The organism is Pyramidobacter porci (assembly GCF_009695745.1).
Classification (GTDB): domain Bacteria; phylum Synergistota; class Synergistia; order Synergistales; family Dethiosulfovibrionaceae; genus Pyramidobacter; species Pyramidobacter porci.
On the sequence record NZ_VUNH01000009.1, the window covers coordinates 54,207 to 69,370 of the forward strand.

The window sequence follows — 15,164 nt, forward strand, 5'->3', positions numbered from 1 at the left end:
TCGCGGATTTACTGGTTTCATATGGTGGGCGATACAGGGTTCGAACCTGTGACCTCTTCCGTGTGAAGGAAGCGCTCTTCCGCTGAGCTAATCGCCCTTTTTGTTTGCAACGTATGAGATTATAAATGCTTCGTACGATTTTTGCAACCCCCAAAGGGAGAAGTTGCTTGTATACGGTGTTTTGCTTTTGTGGTAAGATTTGAAAAGTTAGATGGATAAAATGCGCTGTATGCAGTCAAATGGATATCTCATCGTGCAGGGGAGTGCCCAAAATGATCGATATGTCCTATTTAACGGGCGGAAAAATTTATTGGGATGATTGGCGTTTTGTGCCATGGCAAAGCGGCAGCGCGTCGGGGGTTTATCGTCGGGTCGATTTCATAAAAGCGGGATTGCTTGGCGAGGTTGGCCGTTATAAAGCGGACGATTACATTGTCTGGAAATACGAGGATGGGGACCTTGAGTGCCTGTTTAAAAATGCCAGGCATCAAAAAGGCTTGATGCTTCAGCGCTATATTTTTGTCCGCCCCGAAGGGGATACCACTTCAAAAAGCAAATCGTTCCGGCTGGGATTCAGCGGCTTTGTCGAAGTCTATCAGTATACGCCTCTGGGAGATTCGTTGAAAAGACTGACCGATCTTACCCAGCTCATCGATGCGGCCCACAAATATGCCTTGGCTCATCAGGGGGAGTTGTCGGTATAAAGCGCAGGAGTGGCAGAATTTCATGGGGTGAGTGCCGGGAGGAAAGCAGGTCCTTCCGGTTCACGATAGAAAAACGCCCAAGACGAAAGGGCGCAAAAAATTGTACGGAGGTGTGTTTTATATGCTGTTCCCAATGATGTTCGGTGTTTCTGCTGTCGTATTTATCATCGGCTACATCTTTTATGGGCGCTTTATGGCGAATATCTACGGCCTTTCCGACACGAACGAGACTCCTGCTGTCAAGTTCGAAGATGGGATCGACTACTGTCCTGCCCATCCGGCCGTTTTGCTGGGGCACCACTTCGCTTCGATCGCCGGCGCTGGTCCCATCACGGGCCCCATCGCCGCGGCCATGAGGTTTGGCTGGCTGCCTACGATTTTGTGGTGCGTCATCGGTTCGACCTTCCTCGGCGGACCGCATGACATGGGCGCGCTGGTCGCCTCTCTTCGCCATGACGGCCAGTCAATCGGTGCGGTTGTCGAAAAATGGATCGGCAAAACGGGAAAATTCCTTTTCCTGAGTTTTACGATCCTCACGCTGATCCTCGTCGTCGCCGTTTTCCTGGTCATGTCCGCCGGTACGTTCGCGGCCGATCCGGTCGTCGCGTTCGTCAGCACTCTCTATATTGTCTTGGCTGTCATCGCCGGCTTTATGATCTATCGCTGGCACGTTCCTCTCTGGGTTGTCACGATCGTCATGCTCGCTTTGATTGTCGGCGGCTGCGTCAAGGTGAACGCCGAGACGGCCCCTTGGCTGATCAACACTGTTTTTGCCCATGACATCAATTTCTGGAACGCGTTCCTCGGCGTTTATATTTTCTTTGCTTCCATTCTGCCGGTGTGGATGCTCCTTCAGCCCCGCGATTACTTGGCCTCTTACTTCCTGTATTTTGCCGTGGCCATTGGCGCGTACGGCATGTTCGCCGGCAGTGCGCTCGATTCGAAAACCGTTTCCGTGGTGGCTGCCAATGTCCGCTATTTCGGTTTCTCTTCCAGCGCCATGTGGCCTGCCATGTTCGTCCTGGTTGCCTGCGGCGCCATTTCCGGTTTCCATAGCCTCGTCGGCAGCGGCACGACGTCCAAGCAGCTTCGCAAGGAGAAGGATGCCGTTCTTGTCGGCTATGGCGCCATGCTGATCGAAGGTCTGGTGGCCGTCATCTCCATTGGTACGCTGATGGTGCTTGGCCTTGAAGGCGCAAAGGGACTTTCTCCCGTGCAGATTTTCTCGTTGGGTTTTGGTAAATTTTCGACGCTTGTGGGGCTTGACGCCACGTTCGGTGCCCGCTTGGGCGCCATTGCCATCAACAGCTTCCTGCTGACTTCTCTTGATACGGCGACTCGTCTGGCTCGCTATCAGGTCCAGGAGATTACCGGCGGCAAAGTCAGCATGTATCCTGCGACGATTTTCGTTATCGTCCTCGCTCTTTGCCTGGTCTACACCAAGACTCACGATGTGAGCGGCAAGGTGATCGCGGCATGGTTGGCGATCTGGCCCATTTTCGGCGCGGCCAATCAAATGGTCGCCGCTTTGAGCCTTCTGAGCATCGCCGCCTGGGTCAAGCTTGGCCTCAAAAAGAAGCATACCTTCGTGTATGCTCCCTTCTGGTTCATGCTTGCAACGACAGTCTTCTCGCTGATCATCGAGGTGAAGGAACGGTTCGCGGTTGCTCAGCCCAACTATCTGCTTTCCTGCTTGGCGGTTATCCTCATCGTTCTCGGAATCGCCATGTCCATCGCTGGAATCAGGACCATGCATGCCAGCGAAAAACAAAGCGCCTGAGACGACTGAAACTGAAAAGGACAAAAAATCTTCCTCTTCGGAGGAAGATTTTTTTTTGTGAACGAAAAGATCCCGTTTCATGCGAATTCTTGATAGAAAGTCTTGGCGTAGTTTGCTTGGCGCAGCAAAAGAGTTCATCCTTGTTTTCGTTAAACAGGGCACAAGTTCTTCGCCCTTTTCGGCGCGCCGAAAAGGGCGTGAGATCCTGTGTTGCGTGATTTTTGTAACACCACCGTGTGTAGCGCGGCGTTTTTCAATCGGGGCTTTTATTTTTCGGCATGCGTTATCTACTTGCCTGCTCCTCGCGAAATGGTGAGTTTAAGAAAGGGGCCCTCGTTTTCACAATGTTAATTATTGTATTTGACAAAGAGTTGTAATTTTGATATTATTCAAACACAACATGGTATTTTTTTGGTATACTGAAAAAATACTGACGGGATTTTATGATGTTCTACGCGCATAAATGGAAAGTGAAAAGCCGTTCTTTTTAAGAAGATTTTACGTTATGCTGCAACGTCAAAGGGAGGGGAAATATTGTCTGCTACGAAAAGGGACATTGCGTACAAAAGAATCAAAGAAATGATTCTTCAGGGAGATTTAACGTCGGAATTCACTCCTTCAGAGAAAAGTCTAGGTGATGAGCTCGGCATGAGCCGAACCCCTGTACGTGAAGCTCTTCAGCGGCTGGTCATGGAGGGATTCATGAAGGGGTGTTCGCATAAAGGTTCTATGGTCAACGAAATCTCGATAGCCGAAGCTGTGGAGATCGTGGAGTTGCGCATGGCTGTGGAGGAGTTCGTCATTCAGAATCTCAGTCTTCCTCTGAGCGACGAGCAATGCGCGAAGCTGCAGGCGATGGTCGATTCTCAGGAGGAGCTCGCAGCCGTCGGCAATTCCTCGGCTTTCCTTGAGAGCGACGTGGAATTTCACGACTATCTGGCGAGTCTTTACGGCAATCAGCTGCTGAGAGACACTCTCAAAAGCGCTCGTGAGCGCTTTCTCGCCCCCGGCGGAGTTATTTTGCGCAACAAACCTCAGATGCTGGAGGCGCTGGAAGGACACGTGAAAATACTTGGTGCCCTGCGAAAGGGGGACTCGGAAGAGGCCAAGCGGCAGATGCACGCCCACATGGTTTTTGCGAAACACGTGCTGATTTCTTGATGGAGCGTGAGAAGACAGAGGTTCGATGGGGTTATTTCACCTCGCGATGGAGTGATACTCGTTTTCGTTAAAAAGGGCACAGGTTCTTCGCCCTTTTCAGAGCGCCGAAGGCGCGTCGAAAGCTGCATTAAATCGCGTGCTGCATGCTTTTTGCAGCGCGGCCGTGCGCCAGCGCGGCATTTTCACTGATGCCTTCTCATTGAAAATCAGTATCATACTATTTCTTGATAGAAAGAACTAACATGGCTTGCGGGGCGCTACGGGGAAGTTCAGTCGCTCGGGACTACCTCGACCGCTGCTCGGTCTGCGCAGCCTGCTTTGTGAATCTCCCCGCAGCGCCTCTATGTTCGGCATTTTAATTGAGAAATAGTATCGGTTTCACCAAGAGGGGTTAAAAAATCGTTAGGGAGGTTGTTTGGATGAGTGCGCTTGCTATTCGTAAGGAACCGACGATTCCTGTGGGGAAGTACGGCAAAAAGCTGTTGTTGGAGCTCTACAGAAAGATGGTGACCATCCGGCTTTTTGAACAAACGGTCGAGTCTCACTTCCTTGCGGGCGAGATTCCCGGTTTCGTTCACCTTTACATCGGCGAAGAAGCTATCGCTGCCGGCGTTATGACGAATATGACCGATCGCGATTATATTGAAAGCACCCACCGCGGGCACGGCCACACGATCGCCAAGGGCGCCGACCTGAAGCGTATGATGGCCGAGATCTTTGGCAAGGTCACGGGGTACTGCAAAGGCAAGGGCGGTTCCATGCACATTGCGGATTTTAGCATCGGCATGCTTGGAGCCAACGGCATCGTCGGCGGCGGCTATTCGCTGGCGGTTGGCGCCGGCCTCGCCACAAAGCTCTCCGGCGAAGACAGAGTTTCTGCCGTATTCTTCGGCGATGGAGCTTCCAATCGCGGTACCTTTCACGAAGCCCTGAACATGGCCGCCATCTGGCAGCTGCCCGTGCTGTTCGTCTGCGAGATGAACCAGTGGGCTTCCACGACTCCTTATAGAACCACCACGTCCGTGGAAAATATTGCTGACCGCTGTCAGGGGTATTCCATTCCCGGATATATCGTGGACGGAAACGACGTTTTGGCTGTTTATGAGGCTGCGAAGGACATCATCGCCGATATCCGCGCGGGGAAAGGCCCTGTTCTCCTGGAGTGCAAGACCTATCGAATCAAGGGTCACTTCGTGGGCGACCCCGAGAAATACCGCACGAAAGAGGAAGTCCAACACGAATTCGAGACCAACAACCCGATCACCCGTTTTGAGGAAAAGGTTTTGAAGGCTGGCGCCTTGACTCAAGCTGATCTCGATGCCGTTTACAAGCAGGCGGAACGGGAAATTGCCGAGGCGCTGAAGTTCGCCAAGGAAAGTCCGGAGCCCGCGCCCGAAGCAATTTATGAGGATCTCTACGTATAAGGAGGCTCGTCAGCCATGAAAACCATCACTTTTTCTCAGGCGACTCAGGAGGCCATGATCGAAGAGATGGAGCGTGATCCCTCCGTATTCGTCATGGGAGAGGACATCGCCCGTCAGGGAGGCATTTTCGGCCAGTTCAAGGAGCTCCCTGGACGTTTTGGCACCGACAGAGTCCGCGACACGCCGATCAGCGAGACGGCGATTATCGGTGCTGCCGTTGGAGCTGCTCTTGCAGGAATGCGTCCCGTTGCCGACATGCATTTTGCCGATTTTATGCTCGTCTGCGGCGACGAGGTGTTCAACCAAATGGCTAAAGTTCATTACATGTTCGGAGCTCAGAAGACTGTCCCCATGGTTCTTCGGGCTCCTGATGGATTGATTAGCCAGGCTGCCGCACAGCATTCTCAGATGGTTGAGGGCATTTTTGCGCATATCCCCGGATTAAAGATCGTTTCCCCTTCCAACCCTGCCGACGCGAAAGGGCTCTTGAAATCCGCGATCCGCGATGACAACCCCGTCATCTACTTTGAGCACAAAGCCCTGTTCAGCACCAAAGGCGAAGTCCCGGAAGACAGCGATTTTTACGTCCCCATCGGCAAGGGAAGAATTGACAAGGCCGGTACGGACGTGACCGTGGTTTCCTGGTCTCACTGCCTTCACACCACCTGCCAGGAAGTCGTCAAACTGGCGGAAAAAGAAGGCATCAGCGTCGAACTGATCGACCTGCGCACGATCGTTCCCTGGGACAGGGAAATGGTCCTTGAGTCCGTTGCGAAGACCAGCCGTCTGTGTATCGTCCATGAAGCCGTGAAGCATGGCGGCTTTGGCGGAGAAATCGCCGCCACCGTCGCCGAGGAAGCTATCGGAATGCTTGATGCGCCGATCCTTCGTTTTGGCGCTCCCTTTACCCCAGTTCCTTTTGCTCGTCCTCTCGAGCAGGCTTATCGCCTCTCGCCGGAGAAAATCATGGCCGGCATCAGAAAAATGTTCTAAACTTCCTTTACGAATTCTTGGATCACGACCCTTAACCTGCTTTCGCGGCCGTGAGAGTGCCGCCGGCACGGGGCGGGGTGTTCTATTGCAGATCGGTTTCAGGTTCTCTTTGAGAGCTTAAGCGATACTCAAACATGTGAGGAGGATATCTTAATGAAGAAGTTTGCAGCAGTGTTGTTGACCGTCCTAGTCGTTGGCGCCGCCGTCCCCGCCATGGCGGCGTACAAGAGCGAGTACAAGCTCGATATCGTTCCCAGCATTACCACCGCCTGGGGCCAAGGAGCCCAGTACTTTGCGGATCTGGTCCGCGCCCGAACGGATGGTCGCGTCAACATCAAGGTCTATCCTAACGCTCAATTGACGACTGGCAAGCAGACCAACGCCTTTATGATGCTCCGCAACGGGGCTATCGACTTTGCCTGCCAGTCCTCGATCAACTGGTCGCCTCAGGTTGTGGAGCTGAACCTTTTCGCCATGCCCTTCTTCGTGGCGGAACAGCCCGATCGCTATGCCGCGATGGACGCCATCACGGGAGGAAAAAGCGGCGCCATGCTCAAGACGGCCGTAGAGCTCAAGGGCGTTAAAGTTCTCGCTTACGGCGAAAACGGATTCCGCGAGCTGACCAACTCGAAAAGGGAGATCCACACCCCGGAGGATTTCAAAGGGCTGAAGATTCGCGTCGTCGGCTCCAAGCTGTTCCTCGATACCTACAAGGCCATGGGAGCCAACCCCATCGCCATGAACTGGTCCGACACGATGACTGCCCTGCAGCAGGGCGTCGTCGACGGCCAGGAAAACCCGATCAACACCTTCTATCCCGTAAAAGTCTACGAGTACAACAAGTACATGCTGGACTGGCACTGCGTGATCGATCCTACGCTGTTCTCGGTGAACCCCGGTGTCTGGAAATCCTTTTCCAAGGAAGATCAGATTATCATCGAGGAAGCCGCCAAGGAAGCCGCGAAATTCCAGACCGCCCTCGCACGCATCGGTCTTGACGACGGCTGGGCCTATGATTACCTTGCCAAGATGAACAAGCTGCCCGAAGTTACCGACTGGTACAAAGAACTCGCCCGGGTCGGAATGGTCGTCACCCAATTGACTCCTGAGCAGACCGCCGCCTTCGCTGCTCTGGCAAAGCCGGTTCGAGACGAGTGGTATAGTAAGTTCCCGCAAATCATGGATCAGGCGGCCGCAGACATGGCTGCCGTCGCCAAGAAGTAGTTCTCGCGATATTCCATACATGGGGAGCGCGTAAGGCGCTCCCCATGTAACTGAGCGTTTTCTCGAAAGCCAGCTTTTCTGTTCCGGTACACTTTCAACGTGAAAGGAGCGGCGTCATGCTGAAAAAGTTCTTCGCTCACTTCGAAGAGATCGTGGGCGCGGTTGTTCTTTTTATAATGGTCTCGATCACCTTCGTGAACGTGGTGACTCGCTATGTTATCGTTTATCCGCTTTCGTTCACCGAGGAAGTGACGGTCAACCTTTTTGTGTGGCTCGTGATGGCGGGGACATCCTTGGCTTTCCGCCAGAATGCGAATCTAGCCATGACCTTTATATATAATCATCTGCCGAAGAAAGTCCGCAAGATCTGTTTTTGCTTTTCCTGTTTTCTGACGGTGACTTTCTTCGGTCTGCTGACGTGGCTCGGAACCTCCCAGGTGATAGATGAGATTGAACTCGGGGCTGTCACAGAATCGCTCGCTATCCCAGCGGCCGTCTATTCTGCTGCGGTTCCCTTCTTTTCCATCATTATTTTGATCAGATTTTCGCAGGCTGCGCGTGATTTCACCGCGCAGGGAAAATATTGAGAACGGGGTGGTTCATATGAGCGAATTCTTTTCGGATTCAGCGCTCTGGACTGTCGTCCTTTTCTTCATCCCTCTGCTTCTCGGCGTGCCTATCGCCATTTCCCTGGGCATGACGGCCATCGTCGTTGCCATCGGTTGGGACATGGGGTACCAGATGCTTTCCTACAGCTACTTTTCAGGCATCGCCAAGTTCCCTCTGCTGGCGATCCCTTTCTTCGTTATGGCGGGCGTCATCATGGAGAAGGTGGGGATCGCGGAGCGCCTGATCAATCTGATCAAGCAGCTTGTGGGTGACATGCCAGGGGGGCTTGCGGTGGCAACCGTTCTTGTCGCCGCTTTCTGGGGGGCCGTTTCGGGATCGGGCCCTGCTACGGTAGCTGCTTTGGGACTTATCCTCATCCCCGGCATGGTCGACGCCGGATATGACAAACCCTTTGCGACAGCCGTCGTGTCGGTCGCGGCGGGGCTTGCCATTATCATCCCTCCGAGCATTTGCTTCATTGTCTATGGAGATATCATGGAGCAGTCCATCGGCACGCTGTTCGCCGCCGGTGTGTTACCTGGGTTAGTGGTTGCCGGGTGCTTGTGCGTTCTTGTTTATCTTGTATCGGTAAAACGCGGTTACTGTGGCGCGCCCAGGGGCTCTTCCAAGGAAGTCTGGAAGGCCTTCGTGGACGCCCTGTGGGGACTGATCACCCCTGTGATCATCCTCGGCGGAGTGTACGGCGGAATTTTCACTCCCACTGAAGCGGCGGCTGTGGCTGTGTTTTATGGTCTGTTCGTCGGCATGGTGGTCTACCGTACCATGTCGTGGAGGATGTTTTACGACATTCTCGTCGACACGGTGGTCTCTACCGCTGTGGTCATGCTCGTGGTCACCTGCGCCGGGCTTTACGGCTGGATCGGGGCTACTATCGGACTGATCGATAAAATTGCGGCGGTTCTGCTGTCCGTTTCTGACAATCCCGTAGTCATTCTGCTCATGATCAACGTGATCCTGCTTTTTGCGGGCATGCTCCTTGACGCGATCTCGATCTGCTACATTTTCCTGCCTATTCTGATGCCCATCATCGCTCATTTTCAGTGGGATCCCATCTGGTTTGGCATTATGATGACGATTAACCTGGCGATAGGGCAAGTTACGCCTCCCGTGGCGGTCAACCTTTATGTCGGGGCTCGTATTAGCAACCTGACGATCGAAGAGATAGTTCCGGATGTTCTCCCTCAGCTTTTCGCTGCTCTGGTTGCTCTGTTGTTGATCACGCTGTTCCCCTCCATTACGACGGCCCTTCCTCATTGGATGGGAATGCTGTAGGATCCTTCAGGACTCCTGTCTGCGCGGTTTGCCCGTGTCTGTTAGGGTAAACGTGTCCTCGCCGAGGCGGGACGGGCTTTTCCTGAACGCTTGCTCAATGAGCTGATTGGGACAGAGGCGTCTTGATGTCGGATTTTTAAAGAGAAAGAGGGAATTGGTTCATGGCAACTTCTATTACGATGCCCAAACTCGGTCTGACCATGACTGAAGGAACGATTTCGAAATGGTTGAAGAAAGAAGGAGATTCAGTTGCCGCTGGAGACTCTCTGTTCGTCGTTTCCACCGACAAGCTGACCTATGAGTATCGGGCGGAGGTAACCGGGACGCTGCTGAAAATCGTCGTGCCCGAGGAGGGAACGGTCGCCGTCGGTGGCGAAGTGGGCATCGTTGGAGAAGCCGACGAATCGGTCGAAGCCGTTCCCGCGGCGAAGGTCGTTTCCGTTGAAATCTCGAAAGCCAGCGGGACGGGACCCGTCGTGGCGTCGCCGTCGCTGAAGGAGAGTTCCGTTAACGCTTCGCCCAAAGCTCGCGCCTTCGCGAAAGCCCGTGGCATCGATCTTTCACTGATTGCGGGACACGGGGAGCCTCCCATGGTTCACCTGGCGGACGCCAGGGCCTATGCAGATGCCCGTATCGTCAATGCGACGCCTAAAGCGCGGAGTCTGGCCAGGGAGAGAAAGGTGGATCTTTCCGCCGTCGCCGGCCATGGAGAACCGCCTATGATCCACGTGGCCGACGTGGAAGCATGGCTTGCCGCGAACAAGGTCAAGTCATCGCCGCTCGCCGCGAAGATGGCTGCGGAACTTGGCGTGGACATGGCTGGCCTGGGGCTCGACCGCCGCGTCATGAGCGGCGATGTCATGAAAGCCGCGGGGATCGTTCCTGCGACGTCTGCCGCCGAAGCTCCGGAGGCTGTGAAAACCTGTGAAAACGAGGCGGATGTAAAGCCCATGACGAAAATGCGTCAGATTATCTCGGAGCGCATGACCGAGAGCGTCACTGCGATTCCCGCGGTCAATTACCAGACCGACGTGGACTGCACTGCTCTCAAGGCGATGCGCAATGCGTTGAAGAACGGCGGCGCCAAGCTCTCCTTTAATGACATTATCATGAAGGCCTGCGCTCGAGTTCTCATGGAGATGCCCATGTGCAACTGTTCGACCGACATGGAGCGCAAGTGTTATGTCATGCATGGCTTCGTCAATATTGGCCTTGCTGTGGCGGTGGACGGCGGCTTGGTCGTTCCCAACGTCAAGAACGTGCAGACCAAGGGACTGGCGGAAATTTCGGGCGAGAGCGCGGCGCTTGTGGAAAAGGCCCGCAGCGGCAGTTTGATGCCCGACGACATGTCCGGTGGCACCTTTACGATTTCCAGCCTGGGCATGTTCGGCATCAAGCACTTTACGCCCATCATCAACCCGCCTGAATCCTGCATTCTCGGTGTAACTATGATCGAAGACCGTGCTGTGGTCCGGGATGGACAGATCGCGATCCGCCCAATGAGTACCTTCTGCCTGACCGCCGATCACCGTTCTGTGGACGGCGCCGACGCGGCGAAGTTCTTGCAGAGGCTGAAGGAGCTCTTGGAAAATCCTTACCTGATGTTGCTCTGAGGAAGAAAGGCTCTGGCGAGAGAACGTTCGGTTCCTCCTCTTGTATTTTAGATATTGCGAAAGAAGGATAAAGATCAATGGCTCAATCCATCACCATGCCTAAGCTTGGCCTGACGATGACCGAAGGCACCATTTCAAAATGGAACAAGGCTGAAGGCGACGCTGTTGCCGTCGGCGAAGTTCTTTTCGTCGTGTCCACCGATAAGCTGACCTATGAGTATCAGTCGGAGGTCTCCGGGGTGCTTCTTAAAATTGAGGTGCCCGAGAACTGCAGCATTGCGGTGGGTGGGGAAGTTGCGCTTGTCGGCGAGGCCGGCGAGGTCGTCTCTTCGAGGTCTGCGCCGCCGCGGGCTTCAGACGGGAGGGAGGCGCCCGTGGCTCCGGCCGCGGTGTCCTCTGCAGCGTCTTCCGCCGGCAAGAAAAAAGTCGTCATCATCGGCGGGGGCCCCGGCGGTTATGTCTGCGCCATCCGTTTGGCGCAGCTTGGGGCCGACGTCACACTCGTGGAGAGGGAGAGAGTGGGCGGCACTTGTCTCAATGTGGGGTGCATTCCCACCAAGGCTCTCGTCAAGTCGGCCGAACTCTACGGCGAGATGAAACACGGGGCGGATTTCGGCGTCCTGTGCAGCGGCCTTCGCGTGGATTGGGCTGCCGTTCAGAATCGAAAAAACGCGGTCGTCGAGCAGCTTGTAGACGGGGTGTCAGGGCTTCTGACCGCCAATAAAGTTGCCGTCGTGTCCGGCGAAGCTCATTTTCTCTCTTCCTCCGCCGTCGAAGTGTCGGGCAGGACCATCCAGGCCGATGCCTTTGTGATCGCCGCCGGCTCGGCTCCCGTGATTCCTGCAATTCCGGGAATCGAGTCGGAAGGCATCGTGACGAGTACCGAAGCCCTTTCCTTCGCGAAACTGCCTGAAAAGCTCCTTATCGTGGGCGGAGGCGTGATCGGCATGGAGTTTGCCTGCTTGTACGCGACTCTGGGCGTGGATGTGACCGTCGTCGAGATGATGCCGGCAATTCTTCCACCTGCCGACGAGGAAATGGGAGTCATCGTCCGCAAGCGCATGGAAGCCCTTGGGGTGAAAATCCATACGAGCTGTAAGGTGACTGGTTTTGACTCCATTTCGAGCGGCGTGATGACCCATGTGCTCGATTCTCTGGGCAGAGAGCTGCAGTTCAGCTCCGACAAGGTTCTTCTTTCCATCGGCAGACGCGCCGACACAGCGGCTTTGAACCTTGACGCCGCTGGAGTGAAGGCCGAGCGCGGCCGCATCGTCGTCAATAAAAGGATGGAGACCTCCGTCAGGAACATTTACGCCATCGGCGACTGCTGCTCGCCCATCATGCTAGCGCATGTGGCTTCCGCGGAGGGGGAGGTCGCGGCGGAAAATATTATGGGAGCCGCCCGTGACATGGACTATAAGACCGTCCCCTCCTGCGTCTATACTCTTCCGGAAATGGCCTGGGTAGGCATGACCGAGAAGGCTGCCGTTGAAACGGGACGCAAGATCAAAGTCGGGCGCTTCCCCTTGATAGGGAACGGCAAGAGCCTGATCATGAACGAAACCGATGGCATGGTCAAGATCGTCGCCGATGAAAAATACGGCGAGATTCTCGGCGTTCACATCGTCGGCCCTCACGCTACGGACCTTATCGTTGAAGGCGCTTTGGCGCTCAGGCTTGAAGCGACGGCGGACGAGATCATTTCCACCGTTCACGCGCATCCCACGGTGGGCGAAGCGCTTACCGAAGCGGCGCTGGATCTGCAAAGCAGAGCCATACACTTGCCTCCGCAGGTATAGACAATTTGAAAATAAATTTAATATCGTTTCTTAATTGAACAGCCGAACAGAAGGGCGCTGCGAGGAAGATTCACAAAGCGAGCTGTGCAGACTGCGCAGCAGTCGAGACAATCCTGAGCGATTGAATTTCCTCGCAGCGCCCAGCAGATTATGCTCATACTTTCTTATGAAGAACTGGTACAGGACAAGAGAGGATAATCACGTCGCGAATTATCCTCTCTTGTCTTGAGTGATACCTGTTTTCTCCATAAAACGGATTCGTCCTCGTTTTCGTTAAAAAGGCGCAGGTTCTTCGCTCATCTCAGAGCGCCGAAGGCGCGTCGAAAACTGCGTGAAAGCGCGTGCCGCATGCTTTTTTGCGGCGCGGCCGCACGGCAGGGCCGCATTTTCAACGATGCTTTTTAATTGAAAAGCAGTATCAGTTTCTCGGCCATCAGATGGGCCATCATTTTATGTCCCTGGGCGGTCAGATGGAGGCCGTCGAGGTAGAATGAAGTTCTCCGAGGATCTGGCATTTGCGCGAACAGCCCCCAGAAATCCACGAAGGGTACCCGAAAAACTTCGGCATAACGGCGCAGCCATGCGACATATTGGCGCAGGATCTCTGCGGCTGAACGGAAATCCGTCAGAAGAGACCAGTCGTCCCGTATCAAGTCGGGTTCGAAGGGGACCGGGAAGCCGAGCACGGGGGTGATCGCAAGGGACAGAGCTTGCTGAACCAGCGCCCCTATGTTGCACCGCGCCGTGCTGTCGCTTCCCGTCAGGAAAATGTCGTTGCAGCCTCCCATAAGAACGGCGACGTTCGGTTTGAGCCGGGGAACGTCGACGCAAAACCTCGCAAGCATGCCCGACGTGGCGTCGCCGTTGACTCCTGCGTTGATCATCTCATGACCGGTCGCCGCGCCGACAAGGGCAGGCCAGGCTTCGCGGCGGGAAACTCCGAAGCCGTAGGTCATGCTGTCTCCAAGACAATACACGCGCATCTTCTATCCGCTCCTTTGTAATAAGTTGATGCCGTTGTTCGTAGCGGCGAGCCCGCCATTCAATCCATATGTGAGGAAGTGTGCTCTCTGAATGTCTTCCTGTTTTGCGCCCTGTTGTTTTCAACTCCTTTTCCTGAAGTCGGTTTTATTGTACTCTTCATGGCATAGAAAAGAAAAGAAGGGAATACGATGAGCCTGTCTCGAAACTCGCAAAAAAGCGAGAAACGAGACAGGCTCTTTTATTTGTTTCGCGGTTCTCTTTGGGCTTTCTTTGCGTTGATTTTCTCGTGAGAAATTGTCATGTTGAAGAAAACTGTAAAACTGTTTCAGCGCCCATAAACGTGGTATGATTTAGCGTGGAGTGTTTCTTTCAAAGAGTTTTTTCTCCTTGTCTGTGATTGATGCCGGTTCTTTGAGAGGACGGATTGACGGCGAGCCGACGACATGCCGGGAGAATCCAGTCGCTCAAGCGTGCTCGATTGCTGCGTGGTCTGAAGAGCGCGCTTTGCGGCTGCGATTCACTCTTTTGGTCAAGGATCAGGATGAATTTCCTGTATAAGTTTTCGCGTGGCTTTCTAAAAATGGAGGAATGACGATGATAGTGACTGTAACGTTGAACCCTTCGGTGGATGAAGAGTACTTGCTTGACGAGATTGTTTTGGGCAGCTGGTCTCGGGCGAATTCTACCCTCAGGATGCCGGGAGGACGGGGCGTCAACGTTGCTCTGATGCTGACGCAACTGGGGTACAGTGCCGTGGCGATGGGGTTCTTGGCCGGCTTCAACGGTGAATACATTCGTGACGCGCTGCGCCGGGCAAATGTCACGACGAATTTTGTGCATATTCAGGGAGAGACGCGTACGAATGTTTATCTTTCCCTGAAAAATCCCGATGAGGGAACGAGTATTTATGAAAAAGGTCCCCGGGTTGACGATGAGGCGCGCAAAAGGTTTCTCATGAATTACAAGCGCATGATCAACAGGGCATCGGCGGTTGTTATCGGCGGTTCCCTCCCGGCAGGAATGCCGAAAGAAACCTACAAAGAACTTTCGCTGGTGGCTAAGGAAGCCGGCTTGCCGGTGTATATCGACGCCTATGGCTCTCCGTTCCTGATGGCTCTGGAGACCCAGCCCCGCATGGCGAAAGTTCCGGATACGCAGATCGAGCATCTGGCCGGCAGGCCAGTTGACTCTCTTGAAGCTTACGTGGCGGCCGCGCACAAAGTCCATGAGATGGGGATTCCTTGGGGCGTGGTCTCGTATCAAGTTTACGGCGATGTCTTTGCCACCTCTCATGGAACTTATCTCGCGAAGATGACACGGGACAAAACTCAAGCCTTTTTGTTTACGGCGCGGGATGCGCTCGTCACCGGGATGGTGATCGCGGATGCCGAAGGGATGGGGACGGAAGATTCGATTCGCTTTGCCATGGCTTGCGCGATTGAGAGCTCTACCCACGTGGACAGAAACATCAAAGGGCGGGCGTCAATAGAAGCGTATCTCGATAAAGTTACGCTGGAAAAGCTGGATTAAGGCTCGGCGCCAAATAAAGACATTGGCGGCGCAGGTTTCCGAAGCGAGCA

At 54.3% G+C, this 15,164-nt stretch carries 12 protein-coding genes and 1 tRNA gene; 11 read left to right on the forward strand and 2 right to left on the reverse strand.

Going from position 1 to position 15,164, the window contains the following annotated elements:
• Positions 1-22: 22 nt before the first annotated feature.
• Positions 23-97: transfer RNA gene (locus FYJ74_RS08710), tRNA-Val, on the reverse strand.
• A gap of 175 nt (positions 98-272) precedes the next feature.
• On the opposite strand from FYJ74_RS08710, the gene FYJ74_RS08715 reads away from it, so the two are divergent.
• From FYJ74_RS08715 to lpdA, 10 genes are all read left to right on the forward strand, one after another.
• Positions 273-704 (forward strand): hypothetical protein, encoded by a 432-nt coding sequence (locus FYJ74_RS08715; protein ID WP_154529192.1) that lies wholly within the window; start codon positions 273-275, stop codon positions 702-704.
• A 121-nt stretch (positions 705-825) separates the two neighbouring features.
• Positions 826-2,484 (forward strand): carbon starvation CstA family protein, encoded by a 1,659-nt coding sequence (locus tag FYJ74_RS08720; protein ID WP_154529193.1) that lies wholly within the window; start codon positions 826-828, stop codon positions 2,482-2,484.
• 534 nt (positions 2,485-3,018) lie between these two features.
• A complete protein-coding gene (locus FYJ74_RS08725) occupies positions 3,019-3,645 on the forward strand; it encodes a GntR family transcriptional regulator (RefSeq protein ID WP_154529194.1) in 627 nt (208 codons plus the stop codon).
• A 419-nt stretch (positions 3,646-4,064) separates the two neighbouring features.
• Positions 4,065-5,069, forward strand: coding sequence for a thiamine pyrophosphate-dependent dehydrogenase E1 component subunit alpha (locus FYJ74_RS08730; protein ID WP_154529195.1), 1,005 nt, complete (start codon positions 4,065-4,067; stop codon positions 5,067-5,069).
• 15 nt (positions 5,070-5,084) lie between these two features.
• Positions 5,085-6,062: an alpha-ketoacid dehydrogenase subunit beta gene (locus tag FYJ74_RS08735; protein WP_154529196.1), complete on the forward strand. Its 978-nt coding sequence runs from the start codon at positions 5,085-5,087 to the stop codon at positions 6,060-6,062.
• A 153-nt stretch (positions 6,063-6,215) separates the two neighbouring features.
• Complete coding sequence (locus tag FYJ74_RS08740) at positions 6,216-7,286, forward strand: DctP family TRAP transporter solute-binding subunit (RefSeq protein WP_154529197.1); 1,071 nt, start codon at positions 6,216-6,218, stop codon at positions 7,284-7,286.
• A 116-nt stretch (positions 7,287-7,402) separates the two neighbouring features.
• Complete coding sequence (locus FYJ74_RS08745; RefSeq protein WP_154529198.1) at positions 7,403-7,873, forward strand: TRAP transporter small permease; 471 nt, start codon at positions 7,403-7,405, stop codon at positions 7,871-7,873.
• Between the two features lie 16 nt (positions 7,874-7,889).
• Positions 7,890-9,188, forward strand: coding sequence for a TRAP transporter large permease (locus FYJ74_RS08750; RefSeq protein ID WP_154529199.1), 1,299 nt, complete (start codon positions 7,890-7,892; stop codon positions 9,186-9,188).
• Between the two features lie 161 nt (positions 9,189-9,349).
• The gene (locus tag FYJ74_RS08755) at positions 9,350-10,801 is read left to right on the forward strand and encodes a 2-oxo acid dehydrogenase subunit E2 (RefSeq protein ID WP_154529200.1); all 1,452 of its coding nucleotides are present in this window, start codon (positions 9,350-9,352) and stop codon (positions 10,799-10,801) included.
• Between the two features lie 77 nt (positions 10,802-10,878).
• Positions 10,879-12,600 carry a dihydrolipoyl dehydrogenase gene (gene lpdA, locus FYJ74_RS08760; RefSeq protein WP_154529201.1) on the forward strand — a complete coding sequence of 574 codons (1,722 nt, stop codon included), beginning with the start codon at positions 10,879-10,881 and terminating at the stop codon, positions 12,598-12,600.
• A 401-nt stretch (positions 12,601-13,001) separates the two neighbouring features.
• Here lpdA and FYJ74_RS08765 read toward each other — a convergent pair whose 3' ends face one another.
• Positions 13,002-13,583, reverse strand: coding sequence for a GDSL-type esterase/lipase family protein (locus FYJ74_RS08765; RefSeq protein ID WP_154529202.1), 582 nt, complete (start codon positions 13,581-13,583; stop codon positions 13,002-13,004).
• Positions 13,584-14,178: 595 nt separating this feature from the next.
• On the opposite strand from FYJ74_RS08765, the gene FYJ74_RS08770 reads away from it, so the two are divergent.
• Positions 14,179-15,114, forward strand: coding sequence for a 1-phosphofructokinase family hexose kinase (locus FYJ74_RS08770; protein WP_154529203.1), 936 nt, complete (start codon positions 14,179-14,181; stop codon positions 15,112-15,114).
• The last annotated feature ends 50 nt before the right edge of the window (positions 15,115-15,164 follow it).

Excerpts from the sequence above, each read along its gene's own strand:
- FYJ74_RS08745 (WP_154529198.1), top strand. The coding sequence starts at position 7,403 with ATGCTGAAAAAGTTCTTCGCTCACTTCGAAGAGATCGTGGGCGCGGTT.
- FYJ74_RS08750 (WP_154529199.1), top strand. The coding sequence starts at position 7,890 with ATGAGCGAATTCTTTTCGGATTCAGCGCTCTGGACTGTCGTCCTTTTC.
- FYJ74_RS08755 (WP_154529200.1), top strand. The coding sequence starts at position 9,350 with ATGGCAACTTCTATTACGATGCCCAAACTCGGTCTGACCATGACTGAA.
- FYJ74_RS08715 (WP_154529192.1), top strand. The coding sequence starts at position 273 with ATGATCGATATGTCCTATTTAACGGGCGGAAAAATTTATTGGGATGAT.
- FYJ74_RS08765 (WP_154529202.1), bottom strand. The coding sequence starts at position 13,583 with ATGCGCGTGTATTGTCTTGGAGACAGCATGACCTACGGCTTCGGAGTT.
- FYJ74_RS08740 (WP_154529197.1), top strand. The coding sequence starts at position 6,216 with ATGAAGAAGTTTGCAGCAGTGTTGTTGACCGTCCTAGTCGTTGGCGCC.
- FYJ74_RS08735 (WP_154529196.1), top strand. The coding sequence starts at position 5,085 with ATGAAAACCATCACTTTTTCTCAGGCGACTCAGGAGGCCATGATCGAA.
- FYJ74_RS08720 (WP_154529193.1), top strand. The coding sequence starts at position 826 with ATGCTGTTCCCAATGATGTTCGGTGTTTCTGCTGTCGTATTTATCATC.
- lpdA (WP_154529201.1), top strand. The coding sequence starts at position 10,879 with ATGGCTCAATCCATCACCATGCCTAAGCTTGGCCTGACGATGACCGAA.
- FYJ74_RS08770 (WP_154529203.1), top strand. The coding sequence starts at position 14,179 with ATGATAGTGACTGTAACGTTGAACCCTTCGGTGGATGAAGAGTACTTG.
- FYJ74_RS08730 (WP_154529195.1), top strand. The coding sequence starts at position 4,065 with ATGAGTGCGCTTGCTATTCGTAAGGAACCGACGATTCCTGTGGGGAAG.